At 59.3% G+C, this 18,925-nt stretch carries 14 protein-coding genes; 8 read left to right on the top strand and 6 right to left on the bottom strand.

Going from position 1 to position 18,925, the window contains the following annotated elements:
- Nucleotides 1–225: 225 nt before the first annotated feature.
- Entirely contained in the window at nucleotides 226–2,109 is a 1,884-nt protein-coding gene (locus GA0061103_RS03665; protein WP_092707177.1) for an MFS transporter, read from the bottom strand.
- A 368-nt stretch (nucleotides 2,110–2,477) separates the two neighbouring features.
- Nucleotides 2,478–3,677, bottom strand: a complete 1,200-nt coding sequence (locus tag GA0061103_RS03660; protein WP_092707175.1) for an MFS transporter — start codon at nucleotides 3,675–3,677, stop codon at nucleotides 2,478–2,480.
- 586 nt (nucleotides 3,678–4,263) lie between these two features.
- On the opposite strand from GA0061103_RS03660, the gene GA0061103_RS03655 reads away from it, so the two are divergent.
- The 6 genes from GA0061103_RS03655 to GA0061103_RS03630 all read left to right on the top strand — a co-directional run bounded on the left by GA0061103_RS03655 (nucleotide 4,264) and on the right by GA0061103_RS03630 (nucleotide 10,212).
- Nucleotides 4,264–5,823: a B12-binding domain-containing radical SAM protein gene (locus GA0061103_RS03655; RefSeq protein WP_092707173.1), complete on the top strand. Its 1,560-nt coding sequence runs from the start codon at nucleotides 4,264–4,266 to the stop codon at nucleotides 5,821–5,823.
- 457 nt (nucleotides 5,824–6,280) lie between these two features.
- Nucleotides 6,281–6,523 (top strand): DUF1127 domain-containing protein, encoded by a 243-nt coding sequence (locus GA0061103_RS03650; RefSeq protein WP_092707171.1) that lies wholly within the window; start codon nucleotides 6,281–6,283, stop codon nucleotides 6,521–6,523.
- A gap of 355 nt (nucleotides 6,524–6,878) precedes the next feature.
- Nucleotides 6,879–7,553 carry a response regulator transcription factor gene (locus GA0061103_RS03645; protein ID WP_092707169.1) on the top strand — a complete coding sequence of 225 codons (675 nt, stop codon included), beginning with the start codon at nucleotides 6,879–6,881 and terminating at the stop codon, nucleotides 7,551–7,553.
- Nucleotides 7,550–8,905 (top strand): sensor histidine kinase, encoded by a 1,356-nt coding sequence (locus tag GA0061103_RS03640; RefSeq protein ID WP_092707167.1) that lies wholly within the window; start codon nucleotides 7,550–7,552, stop codon nucleotides 8,903–8,905. Before GA0061103_RS03645 ends, GA0061103_RS03640 begins: the two co-directional genes overlap by 4 nt.
- Nucleotides 8,906–9,004: 99 nt before the next feature.
- Nucleotides 9,005–9,595: a class I SAM-dependent methyltransferase gene (locus tag GA0061103_RS03635; RefSeq protein WP_167376517.1), complete on the top strand. Its 591-nt coding sequence runs from the start codon at nucleotides 9,005–9,007 to the stop codon at nucleotides 9,593–9,595.
- On the top strand, nucleotides 9,592–10,212 hold the full coding sequence (locus GA0061103_RS03630) for a DedA family protein (protein ID WP_092707163.1): 621 nt from the start codon (nucleotides 9,592–9,594) through the stop codon (nucleotides 10,210–10,212). Before GA0061103_RS03635 ends, GA0061103_RS03630 begins: the two co-directional genes overlap by 4 nt.
- Before the next feature lie 23 nt (nucleotides 10,213–10,235).
- On the opposite strand, the gene GA0061103_RS03625 is transcribed toward GA0061103_RS03630, so the two are convergent.
- Nucleotides 10,236–11,267: a class I SAM-dependent methyltransferase gene (locus tag GA0061103_RS03625; RefSeq protein ID WP_092707161.1), complete on the bottom strand. Its 1,032-nt coding sequence runs from the start codon at nucleotides 11,265–11,267 to the stop codon at nucleotides 10,236–10,238.
- Between the two features lie 253 nt (nucleotides 11,268–11,520).
- On the opposite strand from GA0061103_RS03625, the gene GA0061103_RS03620 reads away from it, so the two are divergent.
- Nucleotides 11,521–13,464 (top strand): putative bifunctional diguanylate cyclase/phosphodiesterase, encoded by a 1,944-nt coding sequence (locus GA0061103_RS03620; RefSeq protein ID WP_245304644.1) that lies wholly within the window; start codon nucleotides 11,521–11,523, stop codon nucleotides 13,462–13,464.
- A 34-nt stretch (nucleotides 13,465–13,498) separates the two neighbouring features.
- Entirely contained in the window at nucleotides 13,499–13,885 is a 387-nt protein-coding gene (locus GA0061103_RS03615; RefSeq protein WP_092707157.1) for an ester cyclase, read from the top strand.
- On the opposite strand, the gene GA0061103_RS03610 is transcribed toward GA0061103_RS03615, so the two are convergent.
- From GA0061103_RS03610 to pcaF, 3 genes are all read right to left on the bottom strand, one after another.
- Nucleotides 13,882–15,084 carry an MFS transporter gene (locus GA0061103_RS03610; RefSeq protein WP_092707155.1) on the bottom strand — a complete coding sequence of 401 codons (1,203 nt, stop codon included), beginning with the start codon at nucleotides 15,082–15,084 and terminating at the stop codon, nucleotides 13,882–13,884. The two genes, GA0061103_RS03615 and GA0061103_RS03610, sit on opposite strands and share 4 nt — an antisense overlap.
- Nucleotides 15,085–15,207: 123 nt before the next feature.
- Complete coding sequence (locus GA0061103_RS03605) at nucleotides 15,208–17,535, bottom strand: cation:proton antiporter domain-containing protein (RefSeq protein ID WP_092707153.1); 2,328 nt, start codon at nucleotides 17,533–17,535, stop codon at nucleotides 15,208–15,210.
- Nucleotides 17,536–17,690: 155 nt separating this feature from the next.
- Nucleotides 17,691–18,896, bottom strand: coding sequence for a 3-oxoadipyl-CoA thiolase (pcaF, locus tag GA0061103_RS03600; RefSeq protein ID WP_092707152.1), 1,206 nt, complete (start codon nucleotides 18,894–18,896; stop codon nucleotides 17,691–17,693).
- Between the last annotated feature and the right edge of the window lie 29 nt (nucleotides 18,897–18,925).

The raw sequence follows: 18,925 nt of genomic DNA, 5'->3' as shown, positions 1-18,925 counted from the left end.
AGTGCTCTATCTTGCTTCTCTCGCAACTCGGCCTAGCTTTGCCGCAACCAAGCGCGTCTGGTCGATCCTGCAGCATTTCCTGGCGGGCCTGATGGTCCTTTTTTCTCTTTTGGTGCTGTTGCACGCTCTCTGCGGAAGCTGAGGCCCGGGCTTCGATCGAGGATTTGCGAGACGAAACAAAGAAAGGCCCGGCGTGCCGCATCTGAACGCCGGGCCTTTATGCGGTTACTTGATGCTGTTCAGATCGACGCCCTTGGTTTCTCGAACGAAAATCAGGCCGATAACAAGGGTCATCGCAGCGATCGCGATCGGATACCAGAGGCCATAATAGATATCGCCCTTGGCGGCACTCATGGCGAAGACCGTTGCCGGCAGCAGGCCGCCGAACCAGCCGTTGCCGATGTGATAGGGCAGCGACATACCCGTATAGCGGATGCGGGTCGGGAACATTTCCACCAGGATTGCGGCGATCGGGCCGTAGACCATCGTCACGTAGATGACGAGGATCGTCAGGATGAGGATGGTCAGCGGCCAGTTGATGGCCGCAGGATCGGCAACCATCTTGAAGGCACCACCTTTGGGTATGGTGTAGACCGGCATATCGGTGGCGCCGCCAGCCTGATCCGCCGTCAACAGCTTCGCTTTGACGAGATCCGCGACCGGGGTGACCGTCTTGTCGCCGGCTCGCACCGTTGCCGCGTTGAGCCCAAGTTCGGGGTTGGCGGCGATGAAGGCATCCAGCTTGGCGTCCGGCACCTTGGCGGGATCACGTGCCAGCGGGAAGCCGGCCTTTTGCAGAGCAAGGTTCATGTCATGCGTGAATGCCGCGCTCTTGGTCGCTGCCCCGGCTCCTGCCGCCGTCGCATCGTAAGAGGTTATGGTCGCTTCGCCGACCTTGACCGTCGCCGGCTGCCCGGCTGGGCCTTCGACAATGGTATAGGGCACGGAAGACTTCGCCAGGAAGGACGTGGCGATATCGCACGAATTGTTGAACTTGGCGGTTCCCACAGGATTGAACTGGAAGGTGCAATCGCCAGGAGCAGCCGTCACCGTGGCCCGGATGGTTTGCTCCGCTTGGGCGAGCGCCGGATTTGCGGCGTGGGTCAGCGCCTTGAACAGCGGGAAGTAGGTCAGGATCGCCAGTGCGAGACCCGCCATGATGATCGGTTTGCGCCCGATCTTGTCGGACAGCCAGCCGAAGACCACAAAGAAGCCGCTACCAATCAGAAGTGCGATCGCGATCATGATGTTGACCGACTGGCCGTCAACTTTCAGCACGCTCTGTAGGAAGAACAGCGAATAGAACTGGCCGGCATACCAGACCACTGCCTGACCAGCGGTAAGGCCGAGCAGCGCGATTAAGGCGATCTTGGCATTCTTCCACTGGCCGAAGGCTTCGGAGAGCGGAGCCTTGGAGCCCTTGCCTTCTTCTTTCATCTTCTTGAAGGCCGGCGATTCACTGAGCGACAGCCGGATCCAGACAGAGATCGCAAGCAGAACGCAAGACAAAAGGAAGGGGACGCGCCAGCCCCAGGCGGCAAAGGCATCCTTGCCGACGGCATTCTGCACGACGAGGACAACGATCAGCGACAGGAACAGGCCGAGCGTCGCCGTTGTCTGTATCCAGGACGTATAGTATCCGCGCTTGTTGTCGGGTGCATGCTCGGCAACATAGGTCGCAGCACCACCATATTCGCCGCCAAGCGCCAGACCCTGCAGCAGGCGAAGGATGATGAGGATGACCGGAGCGATGATGCCCCAGCTTGCCGAGCCGGGCAGTACGCCGACCAGGAAGGTCGAAAGGCCCATGATCAGGATCGTGACGAGGAAGGTATATTTGCGTCCCACGAGGTCGCCGATGCGCCCGAAGACGAGAGCACCGAACGGTCGCACAAGGAAGCCTGCGGCGAAAGCGAGCAAGGCGAAAATGTTACGGGTTGCTTCCGGATAGTCACTGAAGAAGGCTGTGCCGATGAAGGCAACCAGCGCTCCATAAAGATAGAAGTCGTACCATTCGAACACGGTTCCAAGGGAGGAGGCGAAGATGACCTTCTTCTCCTCCCTGGTCATGCCTCGACTCGTCGTCTCGGCCACGGACGTGGATGCCATGAATCAATCCTCCCAATTGCACCAGGGACATGGTCAAAGACCCGTGTCATGTCCCCCATGATGACATTACGCAGGACTTTCCTGCCGATGGGCGCGGAAAGTCGCGCCAGTGGGTGCTCTCCTGATTTCCTCCCCCAGAAGATCACGCACCTGATGCATATTTGAGTGTTGGCCAAAAATTGAAAATTGCAATGGCTACAACCGCTGCCGCTTATGGAAATCTGTGTGTAAGTATCAAGAAATATGAATATGTCATTGCCCGGCGCAACGGCCGGGGCCTGTCGCCGGCAAAAGCCATGCCGGACGCGGCGAGATATGACGCACCGGCATGGTTCGCAGATGTGAGTCCGGGTCGTTTCGCGCAGATTTCAGGCCGGCTGCAGTTGCAGGCGCCGCATTGGCGGAAAGGCAAGCGCGATGGCGGCAGCCCCCAGCCCCACCATGGACGAACCGATGAAGAGCCAGGAATAATTGGCGAAGGTATCGAAGATCCAGCCGCCGATCAAAGGCCCGGCGGCCATGCCGATGCTCGAGAGCATCGATGCCGCACCGAAGACGGTGCCGATGACGCGCTGCCCGAAATATTCGCGCGCAAGCACGGCATAAAGCGGCATGACTCCGCCATAGGCACTTCCGAAGATGACCGCCAGTGCATAGAATTCGCCGAGTTGGCTCACCAGCAGATAGGTGGCAAGTGCCGCCGCCTGCACCAGCAGGCCGGCGACCAGCACCGGCTTGACGCCGAGGCGGTCGGCCAGCGCTCCGTAAAGGAGACGGCCGCCAAGACCCGCAAGGCCCTCGACGCTATAGATGCTGACGGCGGCCATCGGCCCCACGCCGCAGATGGTGGCGTAGCTGACCATGTGGAAGATCGGGCCGGAATGCGCCGCGCAGCAGGCAAAGAAGGTCGCGCCGAGCACCAGGAACTGCGGCGAGCGGAAGATCCGGCCAAGGGGCAGGCTCTGCTCTTCCCTCTGCCCGTCCGAACCGGTGCCTTTGGCAAGGACGGGTGCCCGCCGCACCAGCAGTGCCGCCGGTATCAGCAGAACCCAGGCCATGATGCCGATGATGAGCATGGCGAAACGCCAATCGTAAGCCGAAATCAGGTAGCGGGCGAAAGGCGATACCGTCATCGGTGCAACGCCCATGCCGGCTGAGACCAGCGACACCGCAAGACCTCTGCCCTCGTCGAACCAGGCGGTCGTTGCCGCGATCATCGGCGCAAAGAAGGCGCTGGCGGCAAGGCCGACGAGAATGCCGTAGGTCAGCTGGAATTGCAGAAGCGAGCCGGCCCGGCTTGCCAGGACAAGTGCCAACCCCAGCAGCAACGCGCCGATCACCACCACGATGCGGACGCCGAAACGATCGCTTGCCGCACCCCAGGCAAAGGCACCGAGGCCCATCGTCAGGAAATTCAGTGTCATGGCGGCGGCGATGCCGGCATGCGACCAGCCTGTATCGGCGGCGATCGGCACCTGAAAGATCGCCAAGGAAAACATCGCGCCGAGCGCAACACAGGTCATCAGCGCGCCGGCACCGACAATCACCCAACGATAGGACGAACTCATTTTGCAGCTCCCTTCATCCGGTTCAGCCCAAGGCGCGAAAGATCGGACAATCTCTTTTCGCGTCGTGTCTGGAATAAAGACGATTGCATCTCGACGATTTCGACATTGCCGCCCGAAAAATTTCGATCGGTATTGCGGGCGATGCTTCTGAAAGTCTGGCGGCTAGATCGCCCACAGATCGGGCGTGCCCCGGCGCGAGAAATTCTCGGCAGCCTGAGCGGTAGGTCAACACCTCCCCCTTGAGGGGGGAGGTCGCGGCATAACCGCGGGCGGAGTGACATACCGCAAACTTGAAGATCACCCCACCCCGGCCCCATGGGCCGACCCTCCCCCTCAAGGGGAGGGTGAAGATCGCACACCGGTGCGCCCAGCGAGAAGAACGTCCCGCGCGGGTTGGTGACCTGGACATCCAGCCGCAGCCGGCACCCGGAATTTAATATTGAGCTCATATAGGGCTGCTAAGACAGCCGCCTCGATGCTGGAAGACCCTGCTTCGCAGCCGCAAGGCAAGCGTATGCAGCTGCAAATGACTACAGGCTCAAAGCAATACCGAACCAGATCTTCACGTTATGGAGCGGACTATTCAATGGCTCATATCGTCATCATCAATCCGCGTTTCGAAACCTCCTATTGGGGTATGGAACACGCTCTCCCGCTGTTCGATGTCAAGGCCAACCTTCCGGTGGCCTGCCTGCCCCTGCTGGCGGCGCTGACACCGGCCGAACATACCGTCACCCTGGTGGATGAGAATATCGAGCCGATAGACTACGGCCTTTGCGAGCGGGCCGATATCGTTGCGCTGACGGGCATGATCGTCCAGCGCTTCCGAATGACGGAAATCCTGACCGAGCTAAAACGGCGCAACTGTTTTACCGTCGTCGGCGGACCTTGGGTCACGGTCAAAGAGGACTATTTCTGCAATCTCGTCGATGTCTCCTTCATCGGTGAGGCGGAGGAGACCTGGCCGAAATTTCTGCTCGAATGGCAGGAAGGTCATCATGCGCGGCGCTATGAACAGTCCGACAGGACGGATATGAGCAAGGTGCCCGTGCCGCGCTTCGATCTCCTGAAGATGGACGAATATGCGGTCGGCAGCATCCAGTTCTCGCGCGGCTGTCCCTTCACCTGCGATTTCTGCGATATCATCGTGGTGTTCGGCCGCAAGCCACGGATCAAGACCAGCGCCCAGGTCATCGCCGAGATGGAGGCGCTGCTCGCGTCCGGAATGGATACGGCCTTCATCGTCGACGACAATCTGATCGGCAACAAGAAGGCGATCAAGGAGGTCCTGCGCGATGTTGTCGCCTGGCAGGAGCGCCATCATTATCCGATGACGTTCCTGACGGAGGCATCGATCGATCTGGCTGACGATGCGGAACTGATGCAGATGATGGTCGACGCCAATATCCGCACCGTCTTCATCGGCATCGAAACGCCGAACGAGGAGGCGCTGCGCGAAACCAAGAAGCTGCAGAACCTGCGTAAAGGTGGAACGATGCTGGAGAAGATCCACTCGATCCAGCAGACCGGCATGGAAGTCTGGTGTGGCATGATCCTGGGTTTCGACAGCGACGATGCGACCATTTTCGATGCGCAGCGGGTTTTTATCAAGGATGCGCGCATCGTCAATGCGATGATCGGCATGCTGGCGGCGATCCCGAAGACGCCGCTCTATACGCGCCTCGCCAAGGAAGGCAGGCTCGATCATGACGATCCGCCTGCCTACGGCACCAATGTCATTCCGCTCAACCTCTCGCGGGAAACCCTGCGGGACGGATATCTTTCCGTCCTCAGCGATCTGCATCAGCCGGCCGCCTATTTCGATCGGCTGGATGCGCTTTACATCGATGCTCGCATCGAACCGGAAAGCACCCGCTTACGCCATCTGCGCCGTCATCCGCTGCGCCTGCTGGCACTCAACGCGACATGGGCGTTCGAGGCCGTCGGGATTTTCCTCCGGTTGATGCGCCGTGTGAAGGAGGCGGATTTGCGCGCCACCTATCGTGCGCGGCTTTTCAATCTGCTGCGGCATCGGCGTTCTCCCGTGGTCCTGCAAATCTACGCGATCAAGTGCGCCATGCATTATCACGCCCATATCATGGTGCAGCAGATGCGCAGCGGCGGCGGCATCGTCAATTCGTTTTGACGCAAGTTAGTGGCCTGGAGCGTCGGCATCGGAGTTGCAGCCTATTTCTCGGCTGGTTCTCTTTGCATCGAGAACGAAGGTATAGACTGTTGCCATGAGGCAACATAAAGAGCCGTAGATCTACAATTCGAAATTGTGGGCTTGCCGAATCTGAGATCTTGCGTATTATACGCTCATCCGCAATCAAACAGAGGAGGCGTGACAATGCAACATACATACATGTTTACTTACGCCTCTAGCGGAATGCTCGTTACTGGGTTGCTATGTGCCATGCCAGCTACACGACGAGCAGCTATTTAAAGCCAGAAATAGCTTTGAATGCCGCCACTTAGGCGTTTTTCCCATAAACACATTGTGACTTGCTGATGGAATGAATCGACGCATGTTCCATGCGTCAACTCCTGATGCCGGTCGAGCTTCAAGAGGACTTGGCTGCGTAATTGCGCCAGGAAAAACAATGACGAACTCACAATTTCTAGTTGCTGATAATTTAACGGCGACGGTCGATGAACTTTGCCTCAAATTCGGTACCTGGAGGACGGCGCGCGCCTTGCTCTTCGTCTTCTGGAGGCAACGTCAGACGCGCAAGCTGGTGTCCGAACTACCGAACTATCAACTGCGCGATATCGGTCTCCCCGAACGGGATGACCCCTTTGGGTATCCTGGCTACCTGCCACCGCACCTGCGCAGCTTCAGCTGAATGGGGACGGTGCAGGCGAATGTCTGGCAGCATGTCATTCTCGCTCCACTTTGGCTCGAGCATGGTCCTGCGGTTGGAGGCGAGATGAGAAAGGGAAGCTGGTCGCGAACCGGGCACGCCGAATTCGTGTACGTCGGCTTACCAATAGAATGTCCCGTGGAGGGTGCCGCAGGGGAGGAGGCAATGCTTTCTCCCCTACCGCTCCGTTGCCGTTGACGGCCATATGCTGCGGGCGCTTCGCGCTTTGTATCCCGATCTAAGTTCTTCCGTATTTAATTAGCATCGCCCGAAGAGGGTCGCAATCTTCCCGCAATCCGCCTATGCAATGCAATTGTTCCATTTGGGGGATGGTTCGTTGCGGATCTTATTACTGGAGGATGAGCCGGAAATGGCTGCGGTGCTGAGCGCTGCATTGCAGGCGCGCGATGCCGTCGTGGATCACGTGTCGCTGCTGGCCGATGCCGAAGAGGCTGCGATAAATCTCCCCTATGATGTCATTCTCCTCGACCGGCAGGTTCCGGATGGAGACGGCTTGTCGATCGTTCCGAAGCTGCGCGCCGCCGGAGTCAAGACGCCTGTTATCGTGCTGACGGCACGCGGCGATCTCGACGACCGTATTGGCGGTCTCGATACCGGCGCCGACGATTATCTCGTCAAGCCTTTTGCGATGGAGGAGCTTCTGGCGCGACTGCGTGCCATCCTGCGTCGTCCCGGCGAGGTGCGGGCAGAGGTGATGAATTTCGGCAGGCTGTCTTATGACTTCGGCTGTCATGACATCCTGATCGAAGGCGAACGGCTCGAACTGCCGCGCCGGGAAGTATTGGTCTTCGAGGCGCTTGCGCGCCGGCTTGGCCGCACGGTGCCGCGTCATGCGCTAGAAGAGGCCGTCTACGGGTTCAGTGAGGATATCCAGTCGAATACGCTGGATGCGCATATCTCCCGTCTTCGCCGCAAGCTCGTCTCCGTGGAGGCTGGTCTGGAAATTCATCCCGTTCGCGGCATCGGCTATCTGATGAGACTGAAATCATGAGCGGAGGCCAGCCTTCCTTGCGATGGCGCCTCGTATCGCGCCTGTCATTCCTGCAGGCGATTTTTCTGTCACTGCTTGCAGTACTCATCGTCGCCGCCCTCTGGGCGACCGGCAGTTTCATCACCCTTCAGCCGGAAGATGAGACCATCAATGCCATTTCCCAGTCCCTTGGTCGCAACCAGAATGGCGCCCTTGTGCTGAAGGAGACACCGGTGCTTGTGGCACGGCGTGGAGATTTGCCGGGCCTTTGGTTCGTCGTGCACGATCGCAGCGGTGCTGTGATCCAAGACGGAAGCGTGCCTCCGGCCTACGCGGCGATCGGCGCTGCGCTCGACGGCGTGGGACAGGCGCGCTTCGGCAGTAATCTCGGCGGCAGCATCGTGCCGGCCGCCAGGCTGCAATGGGTGTCATCTCCGACCGGCGAGGTGCAGGTTCTGACGGGCGTGGACGGCAGCGTATCGACGGTCCGCATCCTGGGTGCCGTGGGCATTGTCTTTTTCAGCGCCCTTTTGCCGCTGCTCATCGTAACGGCGATCGCAACGGTGATTGCCGCGCCGCTCGTTGTTCGCCGCGCTTTTTCCTCACTCGATTCTGCCGTTGCCCGTGCCGGGCAGATCGATATCAATCGCCAGGGTACGCGGCTTCCGGTCGAAGATGTTCCCCGCGAAATCCTGCCCCTTGTCGAAGCCGTCAACGATGCGCTGAGACGTTTGGACGAAGGCTATGAACGGCAGAAGCGTCTTTTCTCCCATCTTGCCCATGAGTGGCGGACCCCGGTCGCGATCCTGCAGGCACGTCTCGATGGTCTGCCGGCAGGCCCTTTGAAGGAGCGGCTCTTCGAAGATACCGTGCGCCTTGCGACCTTGGCCGAGCAGTTTCTCGATCTTCAGCGTCTTAATCATCGCTTCGAACCGGCTTCGATCAATCTCGTAGACGTCGCCGAGCACGTCGTTTCGGAGCTGGCACCGCTTGCGATCGCTGCCAACTACGAGCCCTGCTTCGTCAGGGACGAGGAGGTCGTGGAAGTTCTCGGTGATCGCGTGGCCATCGAGCGGGCAGTGGCCAATCTCGTGCAGAATGCGATCCAGCACGGCGGCCGCAGCGGCAGGATAATTGTCCATGTCGGTCGTGCCACCGGCATCACCGTAACCGATGAAGGAAGCGGCATTCCGCAGGACGAGCGGGACCGCATCTTCGAGCCGTTTCATCGTCTCCCCGGACACGGCAAAGGGTTCGGTCTTGGGCTCAATCTTGTTCAGGAAATCGCCAGGCTTCACGGTGGAAGGGTTTGCGTTATCGACGGACCGACCGGCGGTGCAACTTTCAGATTGAGCTTCCCAATGGCCGGATAAGTCGTCACGGGTTCCCGGATGCAATGTTCCCGCAATCGGCTCCCCTTAGGAAAAACCTGCCGCGCAGGCGAATCTTTCAAGCCCTACTGGCGGGAACATATGTCAAACACCTCTCTATTTCTGCGAACTCTGTTGACCAATCCGCGCATGGTCGGGGCCATAGCTCCCTCCGGTACAATGCTGGCCAATCTGATTACCAGCGAAGTCGATCCTTCGGCGGGTCCGGTTCTGGAGCTCGGCCCCGGAACGGGCGTGTTCACACAAGCCTTGCTTGCGCGCGGCATATGCGAGCGCGATATTACGCTGGTCGAGTCCGCTCATGGCTTTGCCAGCCTGCTTCGACAGCGGTTTCCCGATGCCCGTGTCGTCTGCGCCGATGCCGCGCGGCTTGGCACTCATGACCTACCGGAAGGCCTGCAGTTCGGCTGCGCGATCAGCGGCCTACCGTTGCTGAATATGTCGCCGAAGACGGTAATTGCCATTCTGACCGGGGTCTCGTCGCGGCTGCGTGAAGGTGGCGCCCTCTATCAATTCACCTATGGTGTCCGCTGTCCTGTGCCGCATCGGCTGCTCGATCGGTTCGGCTTCAAGGCAACGCTGCATGGCCGGGTGCTGCGTAACTTCCCGCCCGCCAGGGTCTATAAGATCGTCCGGCGCAGGCCGCTTCATTATCCGGCCATTGTCGCATGAATGGCTCTTCCCATCTGTTGGATATGCTGCCCGATCTGGCGGCATGGGGGCTGTTTGGCCTTGCGCTGTGTTCGGCGATCGAGAAGCTCGTCCCAGTCATACCATCCGCCGGCATGTTCCTGATGCTGGGTATGCTGGGTGTCGTCCATCCTGCAGATCTGCCCACCGTGATTGCCATTACCGCCGCTGGTTCAACGGCAGGCTCGTTGTTCTGGTATGGAATGGGCCGATGGCTGGGGCCTGAGCGCGGCGACATCTTCGTGCTGAAGGTGACGAGGTATCTGGATATTAAAGAAGAGCGGTATCTGCGTCTGAAGCGCAATTATCGTAACAATCAGATACGGGTCACGTTCTTCGGCCAGCTTGTACCGGTTGTCAGGGCCTATATGGCATTTCCGGCGGGCGTGCTTGCCATGCCGGCACCAGGCTTCGCCATCGCAACGTTCTGCGGGGCATTGACGTGGAATACGCCGTTTCTGGTGTCGGGCTACTTGCTGCGGAGGCAGATATTTGCACCAGATACAGCAGCACCTGCCGCTGTCGCAGCAATCACCTTGGTTAATTTTCTGGTGATTGCTCTGTTCCGACTTCGCCGGCCAAGCCGCAACGCGGCTTAGCCGGTCATGTCGCTTGCCGTCGGCTATACGGTCAGAACGGCATATATGACGCCGCCATTCTCGCCGCGCGTAACGGAAACATCGGCGATCGGGTGCTTGACCTTGTCAATGATCGACTGGACATCTTCGTCCGTTCGCCAGATCAGCGGCCAGTTCATGAAGGTTTCCATATAACCTTCGACACCGATATCCTTGGCGAAGTTCGCAAGCAGGAACTTGCCGCCAGGCTTCAGCATCTGCAGGCAGCGTTCCGTCAGTCGCACGGCTACGCTTTCGGCCAGATAGTCGTAGAGGCCTGCTGCATAGATGAAGTCGAACGTACCAAGCTTCTGCGCACGCCCCAGAATGGTGCGGACGGAGCCGTTGATCGCTTCGATGCAGCTGCCATGGAAGGCCGAGCTCACCGTCCCGACGCTGACCGGATCCTGGTCAAGTGAGACCCAGCGCTTGAGCCTGCCGCTCTGCAGAGCTTGGGAGCGCTCCGCTTCGCGAAGATGGCCAGCTGCGATCGCCAGGATCTCGGCGCCATCCGTCGTCTCCGCCACCGCGTCGACATGGGCTGCCAGGATCTCGCGCCTTTCGCGCACGGCAACGGCGGATGCTGCGCGCCGGGTGAAATCGTAAACTTCAGCGCCCAGCGCCGAAGCGTCCGCCACCTGTGCGGCAACGGCCGGATGTTCGTAAATGAAATCCAGCAGATAGGCATCGCCACTATAGCCGCGCGGCTTTTCGAAGGACCATCGCGTCAAAGGGTCCTGCAGCAGGAAGGACGACACGGGATGGCCCTGCGCAACCGAGGCCAAATGAGCCCAGGTCAGGGGTGTCGTCTTGCTTTTCAGCGCCTGCAGACGCTCGGTCAAGGCCTTCATCGTGCCTGGAACGGGTGCGTTTGCTTCGAATGCCTGCTGCGTAAGGGAAAGAATGAGGGCGAGTTCGGCCTCGCCCTCCTTGATTTGGTCGGTTGCAAGGTTGTTACCGGACGATCTCGTATGTTCCGAGATGGACTGGGAGGTAACGAGGCTGAAGCCATCAAGAGCGGTTTGAAATTGTTTCAATTTTAAATCATTCCGTGAACACTATGCAAACCATATCTCATATAAAAATTGAGCGCTATGGTTTTGTTAATGTCGCTGCGGCAACGCTGTCGTTATCAAACGGATCAAATTAGCCGCCGTGGTGAAGCGCGCGATTTGTTCATTCGAGCGACGCAAAGGTAACGCGGTGGACATGAAGTCTCGGCTAACTCGGGTGATGGTGAGCATGCGTCGATTGTCGGGAAGCAGCGATCTTGGTCAGAGCGACGCTCGCATGACTAACCGCCCCGATGAGCTGCGTGCGCTCTACAAAGCCTATAGCAACGACGCGCGGCGTGCCTTGGCTCGCAGCGGTCTGTGGCTTGCCGTGCCCGTTTATGTCCTCTTCCTGATCACGGATCTAGTCTTCATTCCCGACGTCTCGCACGTGACGATCCCTGCGCGGTTTCTGATCGGTGGCTTTTCGCTTCTGATCCTGGAAATGCAGTTTTCGCGGCAACGTCGTGCCGGCGAGCTTGAGGCGACATGTGCTGCAGCTGTCGTTCTTGGATATGTCGTGTGGCTGCTGCCGGCATTGCAGACGGCTAATGCCGAGGCATTCTCCTATTATGCCGCCTTTGGCGCTATCTTCATGATGGGCGTTAACCTTTTCTTCAGTCTTGAATTCGGCTTGGCATTGGTCTCATCGGGGCTGATCTTCGCTTTTTTTCTGCTGTCGCTGACGGAATTTCACTACAGTGCCGCCTACTGCCTGGCCTTCACCACCTTCTATCTCTGCTGTTTCGTGTTCACCTCCTATGTGAACTGGAAACTGAACAAGGAACGTTTCAACGTCTTCCTCAATGCCAGGGAAGCGGAGCTGCAGCAGCGCCAGGCGACCGAACGCGGCGAGGCGCTTCTGCGGCTTTCCATTACCGATTCCCTGACCGGAATGGAGAACCGAAGAGCCGCCGATATAAGACTGAAACAGTTTTGGGATCGCTGGCGCGAGAAGGGTGCGGCATTCGCCATCCTGCTGGTCGATGTCGACTTCTTTAAGAAGTACAATGATTATTACGGCCATCAAGAGGGTGATCACTGCCTTGTGACGGTTGCCAATGCGCTGTCGAACATCGTCGCTCCACTCGGGGCGACTGTCGGACGTTATGGCGGTGAGGAATTCATCGTTATCCTCGATCTGGAGAGCAGTTCGGATGCGCTGGCTCTGGCGGATGCCATCTGTCAGGGGATCGAAGCTCTCGATATCGTCCATGCACAGCGTCTGGATGGCTTCCGGCATGTCACGGTGAGCGTCGGGGCGACCATTACGAGAGACGTCGCCGGCGCGAAGCTGGAGAACGTGATCAACGAGGCCGACCGTGCGCTGTATTCGGCAAAGGCGAGCGGCCGCAATTGCGCGCGGATATTCGATCCGAACGAGCTGCCCGGCGGCGATGCGAGCGAGAATATCGCAGCCATTCTGAAGATCGCCATCCAGCAGAACCTCGTCTCGCTGGTCTATCAGCCGATCCAATATCTCCAGACCGGAGAGATCGGCGCCTATGAAGCACTGATGCGCCTGCAGTTGCTCGATGGGTCGAATGCTTCTCCGGCGGTCTTTATCCCGATAGCGGAGCGCACCGGCGCCATCATGGAGCTCGGCTATTGGGCGATCAGACGGGCCTGCTGCGATTTACTTACCCGCGACATTGTCGACACGGTCAGCATCAATGTCTCCCCGATCCAGCTGCGGGCTCCTGGCTTCGCCGCGCAGGTGGCCGCTATTCTGGCGGAAACGGGCGTTTCGGGTCACAGGGTGGCGTTCGAGATCACCGAGGGCGTCGATATGGAGATACGCCCCGATGTCCTCGACAGCATTCAGGATCTGAAGAAGCTCGGTATCAAATTCTGGCTGGATGATTTCGGCACAGGTTTTGCCGGGCTGTCATGGCTTCGCCTGATGGAGTTCGAAACCGTCAAGATCGACAAATCCTTCCTGCATGACGCGGCAAGCAACGATGGCGCGAAGATCCTTCTTGAAGACATCATCGGTCTGGTGCGCAATCGTGGCCATCGCATCCTGGTCGAGGGCGTGGAGGACGAGGAGCAGCTCACTCTGGTTAAATCCTTTGGCATCGATGCCGTTCAGGGGTACCATATCGGCCGTCCGGCACCGGCACTCAAGCATCCGATTACGATGATGCATACGGGTCGCCGTCGTCTGCAGGCATCGGCCTGAAGAGCAGACCATCTCCAGGTCCAGGGTGATGAGAATGGCAAGCGTCGATCTGTCCGAGATCTACCGAGGCTATATTGCCTGCCTGAACAAGCAGGATTGGTCGAATCTCGGCAAATTCGTCCATGAAGACGTGCACTACAATGGCGGCTATATCGGCCTATCAGGCTATCGGCAAATGCTCGAAGGCGATTTTCGCGCCATTCCCGCTCTTCATTTCGATATCACTCTACTGATCTGCGAACCGCCACGCGTCGCAAGCCGCCTGCAATTTGATTGTAGGCCGACGGGAATGCTGTTCGGTATGGCGGTGAACGGCAGAAGAGTGCGGTTTGCCGAGAATGTCTTCTATGAGTTTCTGGACGGGCGGATCCGGAACGTCTGGTCTGTCATCGACAAAGCCGCAATCGCAGCCCAGCTCTAGGACTTCTTCCCAAGGCGCAACGCCATGAAGCCTGCCACGAACGCCGCGAGGCCGCTTGCGATAATCGGGCCGGAATAGCTTCCGGTATGGTCGAAAATAAAGCCTGCTGCAGTCGGCCCGATCAGGGCTGCTATACCCACGGCCGAATAGAGATATCCTATAACGGCACCAATTTGGCGTGTGCCGAACAGGTCGGCGGCGACAGCCGGATAAAGGCCGACGCACCCGCCATAGCTCGTGCCGAAGATCAGCGCGAACAAGGTCAGCTGGATCATGCCTGATGCTGACGCCCATATGGCAAAGGAGGCAGCGACTGCAAGGGTAAGCGATGCCAGCAGTTGCCGGCGGCCGAAACGATCTCCTAGGCCTGCCAGAAAGAAGCGGCCGATGACGTTGCCGACACCGATAACGCTGACAAGGGCGGTTCCGTCCTGAATGGAAAGACCCATGTCGCGGGCGGCGGCCACGATATGGACGTAAGGGATGAAGGTGCACAAAGAGGACAGGAGAAGCACGATATAGAAAAGCCAGAACCGTCCGTCGCGCCATACTGCGGGGAGCGCATGGTTGCCTGCGTGAGCCAGGGACGGGATCGTATTGTCTCGGCGCTTGCGGACAAGCAGTGCCGCCGGCACGCCAAAAACCGCGAAGATGCAGGCAAGCCCAAGGAAACATCCCCGCCAGCCGATGAAGGGAAGAGCCTGGCCGCTGGCAAAGGGCAGGATCAAGGTGCCAAGGCCAATCCCGGCCGTCGCGATGCCCGACGCCTGGCTTCGTTTGTGGATAAACCAAGATTGCACTGCTCCAATCGCCGGAACATATGACAGGCCGATCCCAAACCCGACGCCGAAGCCATACCAGATATAGAGTGCGGTCAGAGATCCGGCACGACTGGCGCCGATATAGCCAACGATCATTGCTCCTAGTCCCAGAAGAACCAGGCTGCGCGGCGACCATCTCTCGGCGAGAGGCCCGGCAATCGCGCCGAGCGAGTAGAAGAGAAATGCGGAAATGGAGAAGACGAGGGCGATCTCGCCGCGAGACGCGCTAAACTCCGCAGCAAGCCCCGGCAAGGTGGCGGAGAAGGAGTAGGCGGCTCCGAACGTCACGGCCGTCAGCACATGGGTAGCGGCAACGACCTTCCATCCGTCCCGCGTATCGGCTTCTTCATGGTCACGCGAAAGGGCAAGGTCGGACATTATCGGGCTCGGCAAAAGATCGTGCTGCCGGTCAATATGGCCCAAGGGGCCACGCTCGAAAAATGAATAGTGCTAATGGCACTATTCATTTCTCTTGATCCATCCCGCAGTTAATGGACAGGGCTATTCGCGAATTGCCTGCGAGGCGGCCAGATCGGTCTCGATGAAGATGCAGGATCGATCGGCCGTTTGAAGAAGCGTATCGGCGACACTTCCGTAGGACAGGCTGCCACTGGCTCGCTTGCTGACGCCAAGCACGATCAGATTATAGCCGCCGCTGCGCGCATGGCGCAGGATCGAGAGTTCCGGAGATGGTCCCTGCTGGACGACCTTCTCGACCTCGACGCCATAGTAACCCGCGATCGCGCCGACCTTGTTGAGAACATCCCATTGGTCATTGCCTCGGTCGCTGATGCGCGGAATAGCTCTGACCTGCCGTGGTTCAACGATCAGCAGCAGGGTGCAATGGGCTCTCGCCGCCTTCGCAATCGCAAGCCCGAATTCGGCTGCCCGGATGGAGCGTTCGGTGCCGCTGACCGGCAGCAGGATCCTCAGGCCTTGAGGGCGTTCGGGAAGCATACCGCGCGCTGTCACGATGGCCGAGGTTCCCTGGAAGGCGGAGGTCATGATTTGCAGGGCTGCGCTGAAACGCCCGTCTTCGCCCATCGAGGGTTCGATGCCCGTGAAGAGGAGATCGTGGCCGGTGCCCGAGACATCTTCGAGTATGGTTTCCAGAGTGTCGTTCTTTTCCCTAACCGTAACATGGATATCGCTTTCGCTGGCCATATCCTGCTTCGGCGAAGCCGACGCAAGCAGATCGGTCGCGCATTGCCTCAAATCGTCGGCGACGGCTCGACCTTGCGACGCTGCGACTACCGTCGTCGTACCATTTGGATCGTTTGTCGCGTCGCCGGGTTCCCGGATATCCAGGACGGTGACAGGCATCTTGCGCGTCACGGCGAAGAAGGCGGCGATCCACGTGGCGAGGCGGCTGCTTTGCGAGCCGTCCACGGTCAACAGGATGCGTTCGAAATTTCCGAGGAAGCTTTCGCTTTCGAATTCTTCACGTTCGAGCCGGTCACGTTCCTCTTCGCGCAGTGGCAGGCGGGCAAGCGCCCAACGAAGCGTTGGCGGCATCGCCATGGTGGTGATGACGGCCATGGCGACAATGATGGAGAAGAGTTTCTCGTCCAATACGCCGACGGACAGGCCTATGGTCGCGACGATGACTTCCGTCGATCCTCTGGCGTTCATGCCGCAGCCGAGCGCCAGGGCCTCGGATGCCGAATAGCCGCCAAATTTGGCGGCGGCAAAAGCGCCTCCGAACTTGCCGATGCTGGCTATGACGACGACAGCAGCCGTCAGCAGCAAGATGGAGGGATCGGCAAGCACGGTGAGATCGGTCTGCAGGCCGGTCAGTCCGAAGAAGACCGGCATGAACAGTGCCGTCGTCAAGCCGCGAAGCTGCACGTCGATCTGTCGGGTAAGGATCGGAGACTCTCCGACGAGAATGCCGGCGACGAAGGCGCCGAGCACGGTATGGACACCGATGAGATTGGTGATGATCGCCATCCCGCCCATGATCGCAATGATGGCGCTGAGCACGGGCAGGTCGCTGCGAAAATTGTCGTTGGTCCAGCGGATGATCTCGAACACGATCCGCCGCCCGACGGTAAAGCTCACGGCCATGAAGGCCAGCGTACCGATCACGCTGGTTGCCAGCGTCGTGAGATCGACGGTCCCTTTTTCCGCAAGGCCAAAGGTTATGGCGATGATGACCCATCCAACCGTATCGTCGATGATGGCGGAGGCGACGATCAGCTGGCCGATGTTCCGGCGCATGAAGTCCATCTCGCGCACAACGGAAGCGACGATCTTCACCGAAGAGATGGAAAGCGCAGTACCAAGAAAGAGAGATGTGACCAGCCGTTTTTCGGGATCAGGAAGAAAGGCGTCCGGGATGAGCTCGCCGAGTGCGAAGCCGGCCGCAAAGGGAATGACGATGCCCGTCAGGGAGACGCCGGCTGCGGATTTGCGCAGGCGTTTTGCAAGGCCGAGATCGGTCTCCATGCCCGCGAGCAGCAGGAGAAAGAGGATGCCGAGCTGACCGATCGCATCGGCCATGCTCTTCTGTGCTTCATCCGAAGGAAAAAGGCTCGCCTGCGCATGCGGGAAGATCAGGCCGAAGAAGGAGGGGCCGAGAATGATGCCGGCAATGATCTGACCCATGATCGACGGCTGGCCGATGCGCACCATCAATTCGCCGAGCAATCTGCCCGATACGACAAGCAGAATGATCTGGACCAGAAACAGCCCTTCCGAAGGGTGGCTCGCCTTCTGCCCTTCGGCGGCGAAGGCGGATTGCGCAATCGACAGCAACAGGGTGATGGCAATGAGAATGATAAGGGCGCTTGGCGGAAATGATTTTAAGACATTCTGGCGTGACGGCATGGACTGATCCCACTGAGCAGCAGGAAAAACGCGCCAGAGCCTTTGCCGTTCCAGATTTTATCGTTGGCTGCAGCCTTCAATAACCCGGCGTCGGGTTTCAGCCGTGAGCATGGTCCGCCGCTCATGTGGCGACGGACCCTGGCTGGTCGGAACGATCAGACCCGTTCCAGCGCGATGGCAATCCCCTGGCCGACGCCGATGCACATGGTCGACAGCGAATAGCGGCCGCCGGTTTCCTTCAGTTCCAGAGCCGCGGTGCCGGTGATGCGGGCGCCCGACATGCCAAGGGGATGGCCGAGCGCAATGGCGCCACCGTTGCGATTGACGCGGGCGTCGTCATCGGCAATTCCGAGTTCACGCAGCACGGCAAGTCCTTGCGAGGCGAAGGCCTCGTTGAGTTCAATGACATCGAACTGTTCCTGGCGTAGGCCGAGCCGGGCCATCAGCTTGCGCGATGCGGGAACCGGGCCGATGCCCATGATGCGCGGGGGCACGCCCGCGGCCGCGCCGCCGAGGATACGGGCGATCGGCGTCAGACCATATTTTTTCGCTGCCGCTTCGGAGGCGATGATGAGTGCGGCAGCGCCATCATTGACGCCGGAGGCGTTGCCGGCTGTCACCGTGCCGCCTTCCTTCTTGAAGGGCGTGCCGAGCTTGGCAAGCGCTTCCATCGAGGTTGCACGCGGATGCTCATCCTTGCCGACGATAACGGGTTCGCCCTTGCGCTGCGGGATCGTGACGGGGGTGATCTCTTTTGCGAGCCGACCGTTTTCCTGAGCCGCGGCTGCCTTTGCCTGCGAGCGGACGGCAAAGGCGTCCTGATCCTCGCGGCTGACCTTATAATCTTCGGCGACGTTCTCGCCGGTCTCCGGCATGGAGTCGACGCCATACTGCTTCTTCATGATGGGATTGATGAACCGCCAGCCGATGGTGGTGTCATAGATCTCGGCATTGCGCGAAAAGGCGCTCTCGGCCTTGGGAATGACGAAGGGTGCTCGCGACATGCTTTCGACGCCACCTGCGATCATCAATTCAGCTTCGCCGGCGCGGATGGCACGGGCAGCAGCAATGATGGCATCCATGCCCGAGCCGCAGAGCCGATTGATCGTTGTGCCCGGCGCCGAGATCGGCAGGCCGGCAAGCAGGCTTGCCATGCGCGCGACATTGCGATTGTCCTCACCGGCCTGGTTGGCGCAGCCATAGATCACGTCGTCGACAGCTTCCCAATCGACCGAGCCGTTGCGCTCGATCAGCGCCTTTAGCGGCACCGCGCCGAGGTCATCAGCACGAACAGAGGACAGCGATCCGCCGAAGCGGCCGATCGGGGTGCGGATATAGTCACAGATGAAGGCTTCGGTCATGGTCTTCTCCCTACTGCGAGTCGCGCAAA

The sequence above is a fragment of the Martinezella multihospitum genome (assembly GCF_900094585.1).
GTDB lineage: Bacteria > Pseudomonadota > Alphaproteobacteria > Rhizobiales > Rhizobiaceae > Rhizobium > Rhizobium multihospitium.
This window is presented reverse-complemented; position numbering and strand designations above follow the sequence as displayed.

What these genes read in the sequence shown, in the direction of transcription:
- GA0061103_RS03615 (WP_092707157.1), top strand. Translation starts at nt 13,499, where the DNA reads ATGGCAAGCGTCGATCTGTCCGAGATCTACCGAGGCTATATTGCCTGC.
- GA0061103_RS03640 (WP_092707167.1), top strand. Translation starts at nt 7,550, where the DNA reads ATGAGCGGAGGCCAGCCTTCCTTGCGATGGCGCCTCGTATCGCGCCTG.
- GA0061103_RS03620 (WP_245304644.1), top strand. Translation starts at nt 11,521, where the DNA reads ATGACTAACCGCCCCGATGAGCTGCGTGCGCTCTACAAAGCCTATAGC.
- pcaF (WP_092707152.1), bottom strand. Translation starts at nt 18,896, where the DNA reads ATGACCGAAGCCTTCATCTGTGACTATATCCGCACCCCGATCGGCCGC.
- GA0061103_RS03650 (WP_092707171.1), top strand. Translation starts at nt 6,281, where the DNA reads ATGACGAACTCACAATTTCTAGTTGCTGATAATTTAACGGCGACGGTC.
- GA0061103_RS03655 (WP_092707173.1), top strand. Translation starts at nt 4,264, where the DNA reads ATGGCTCATATCGTCATCATCAATCCGCGTTTCGAAACCTCCTATTGG.
- GA0061103_RS03635 (WP_167376517.1), top strand. Translation starts at nt 9,005, where the DNA reads ATGTCAAACACCTCTCTATTTCTGCGAACTCTGTTGACCAATCCGCGC.
- GA0061103_RS03610 (WP_092707155.1), bottom strand. Translation starts at nt 15,084, where the DNA reads ATGTCCGACCTTGCCCTTTCGCGTGACCATGAAGAAGCCGATACGCGG.
- GA0061103_RS03660 (WP_092707175.1), bottom strand. Translation starts at nt 3,677, where the DNA reads ATGAGTTCGTCCTATCGTTGGGTGATTGTCGGTGCCGGCGCGCTGATG.
- GA0061103_RS03605 (WP_092707153.1), bottom strand. Translation starts at nt 17,535, where the DNA reads ATGCCGTCACGCCAGAATGTCTTAAAATCATTTCCGCCAAGCGCCCTT.
- GA0061103_RS03630 (WP_092707163.1), top strand. Translation starts at nt 9,592, where the DNA reads ATGAATGGCTCTTCCCATCTGTTGGATATGCTGCCCGATCTGGCGGCA.
- GA0061103_RS03665 (WP_092707177.1), bottom strand. Translation starts at nt 2,109, where the DNA reads ATGGCATCCACGTCCGTGGCCGAGACGACGAGTCGAGGCATGACCAGG.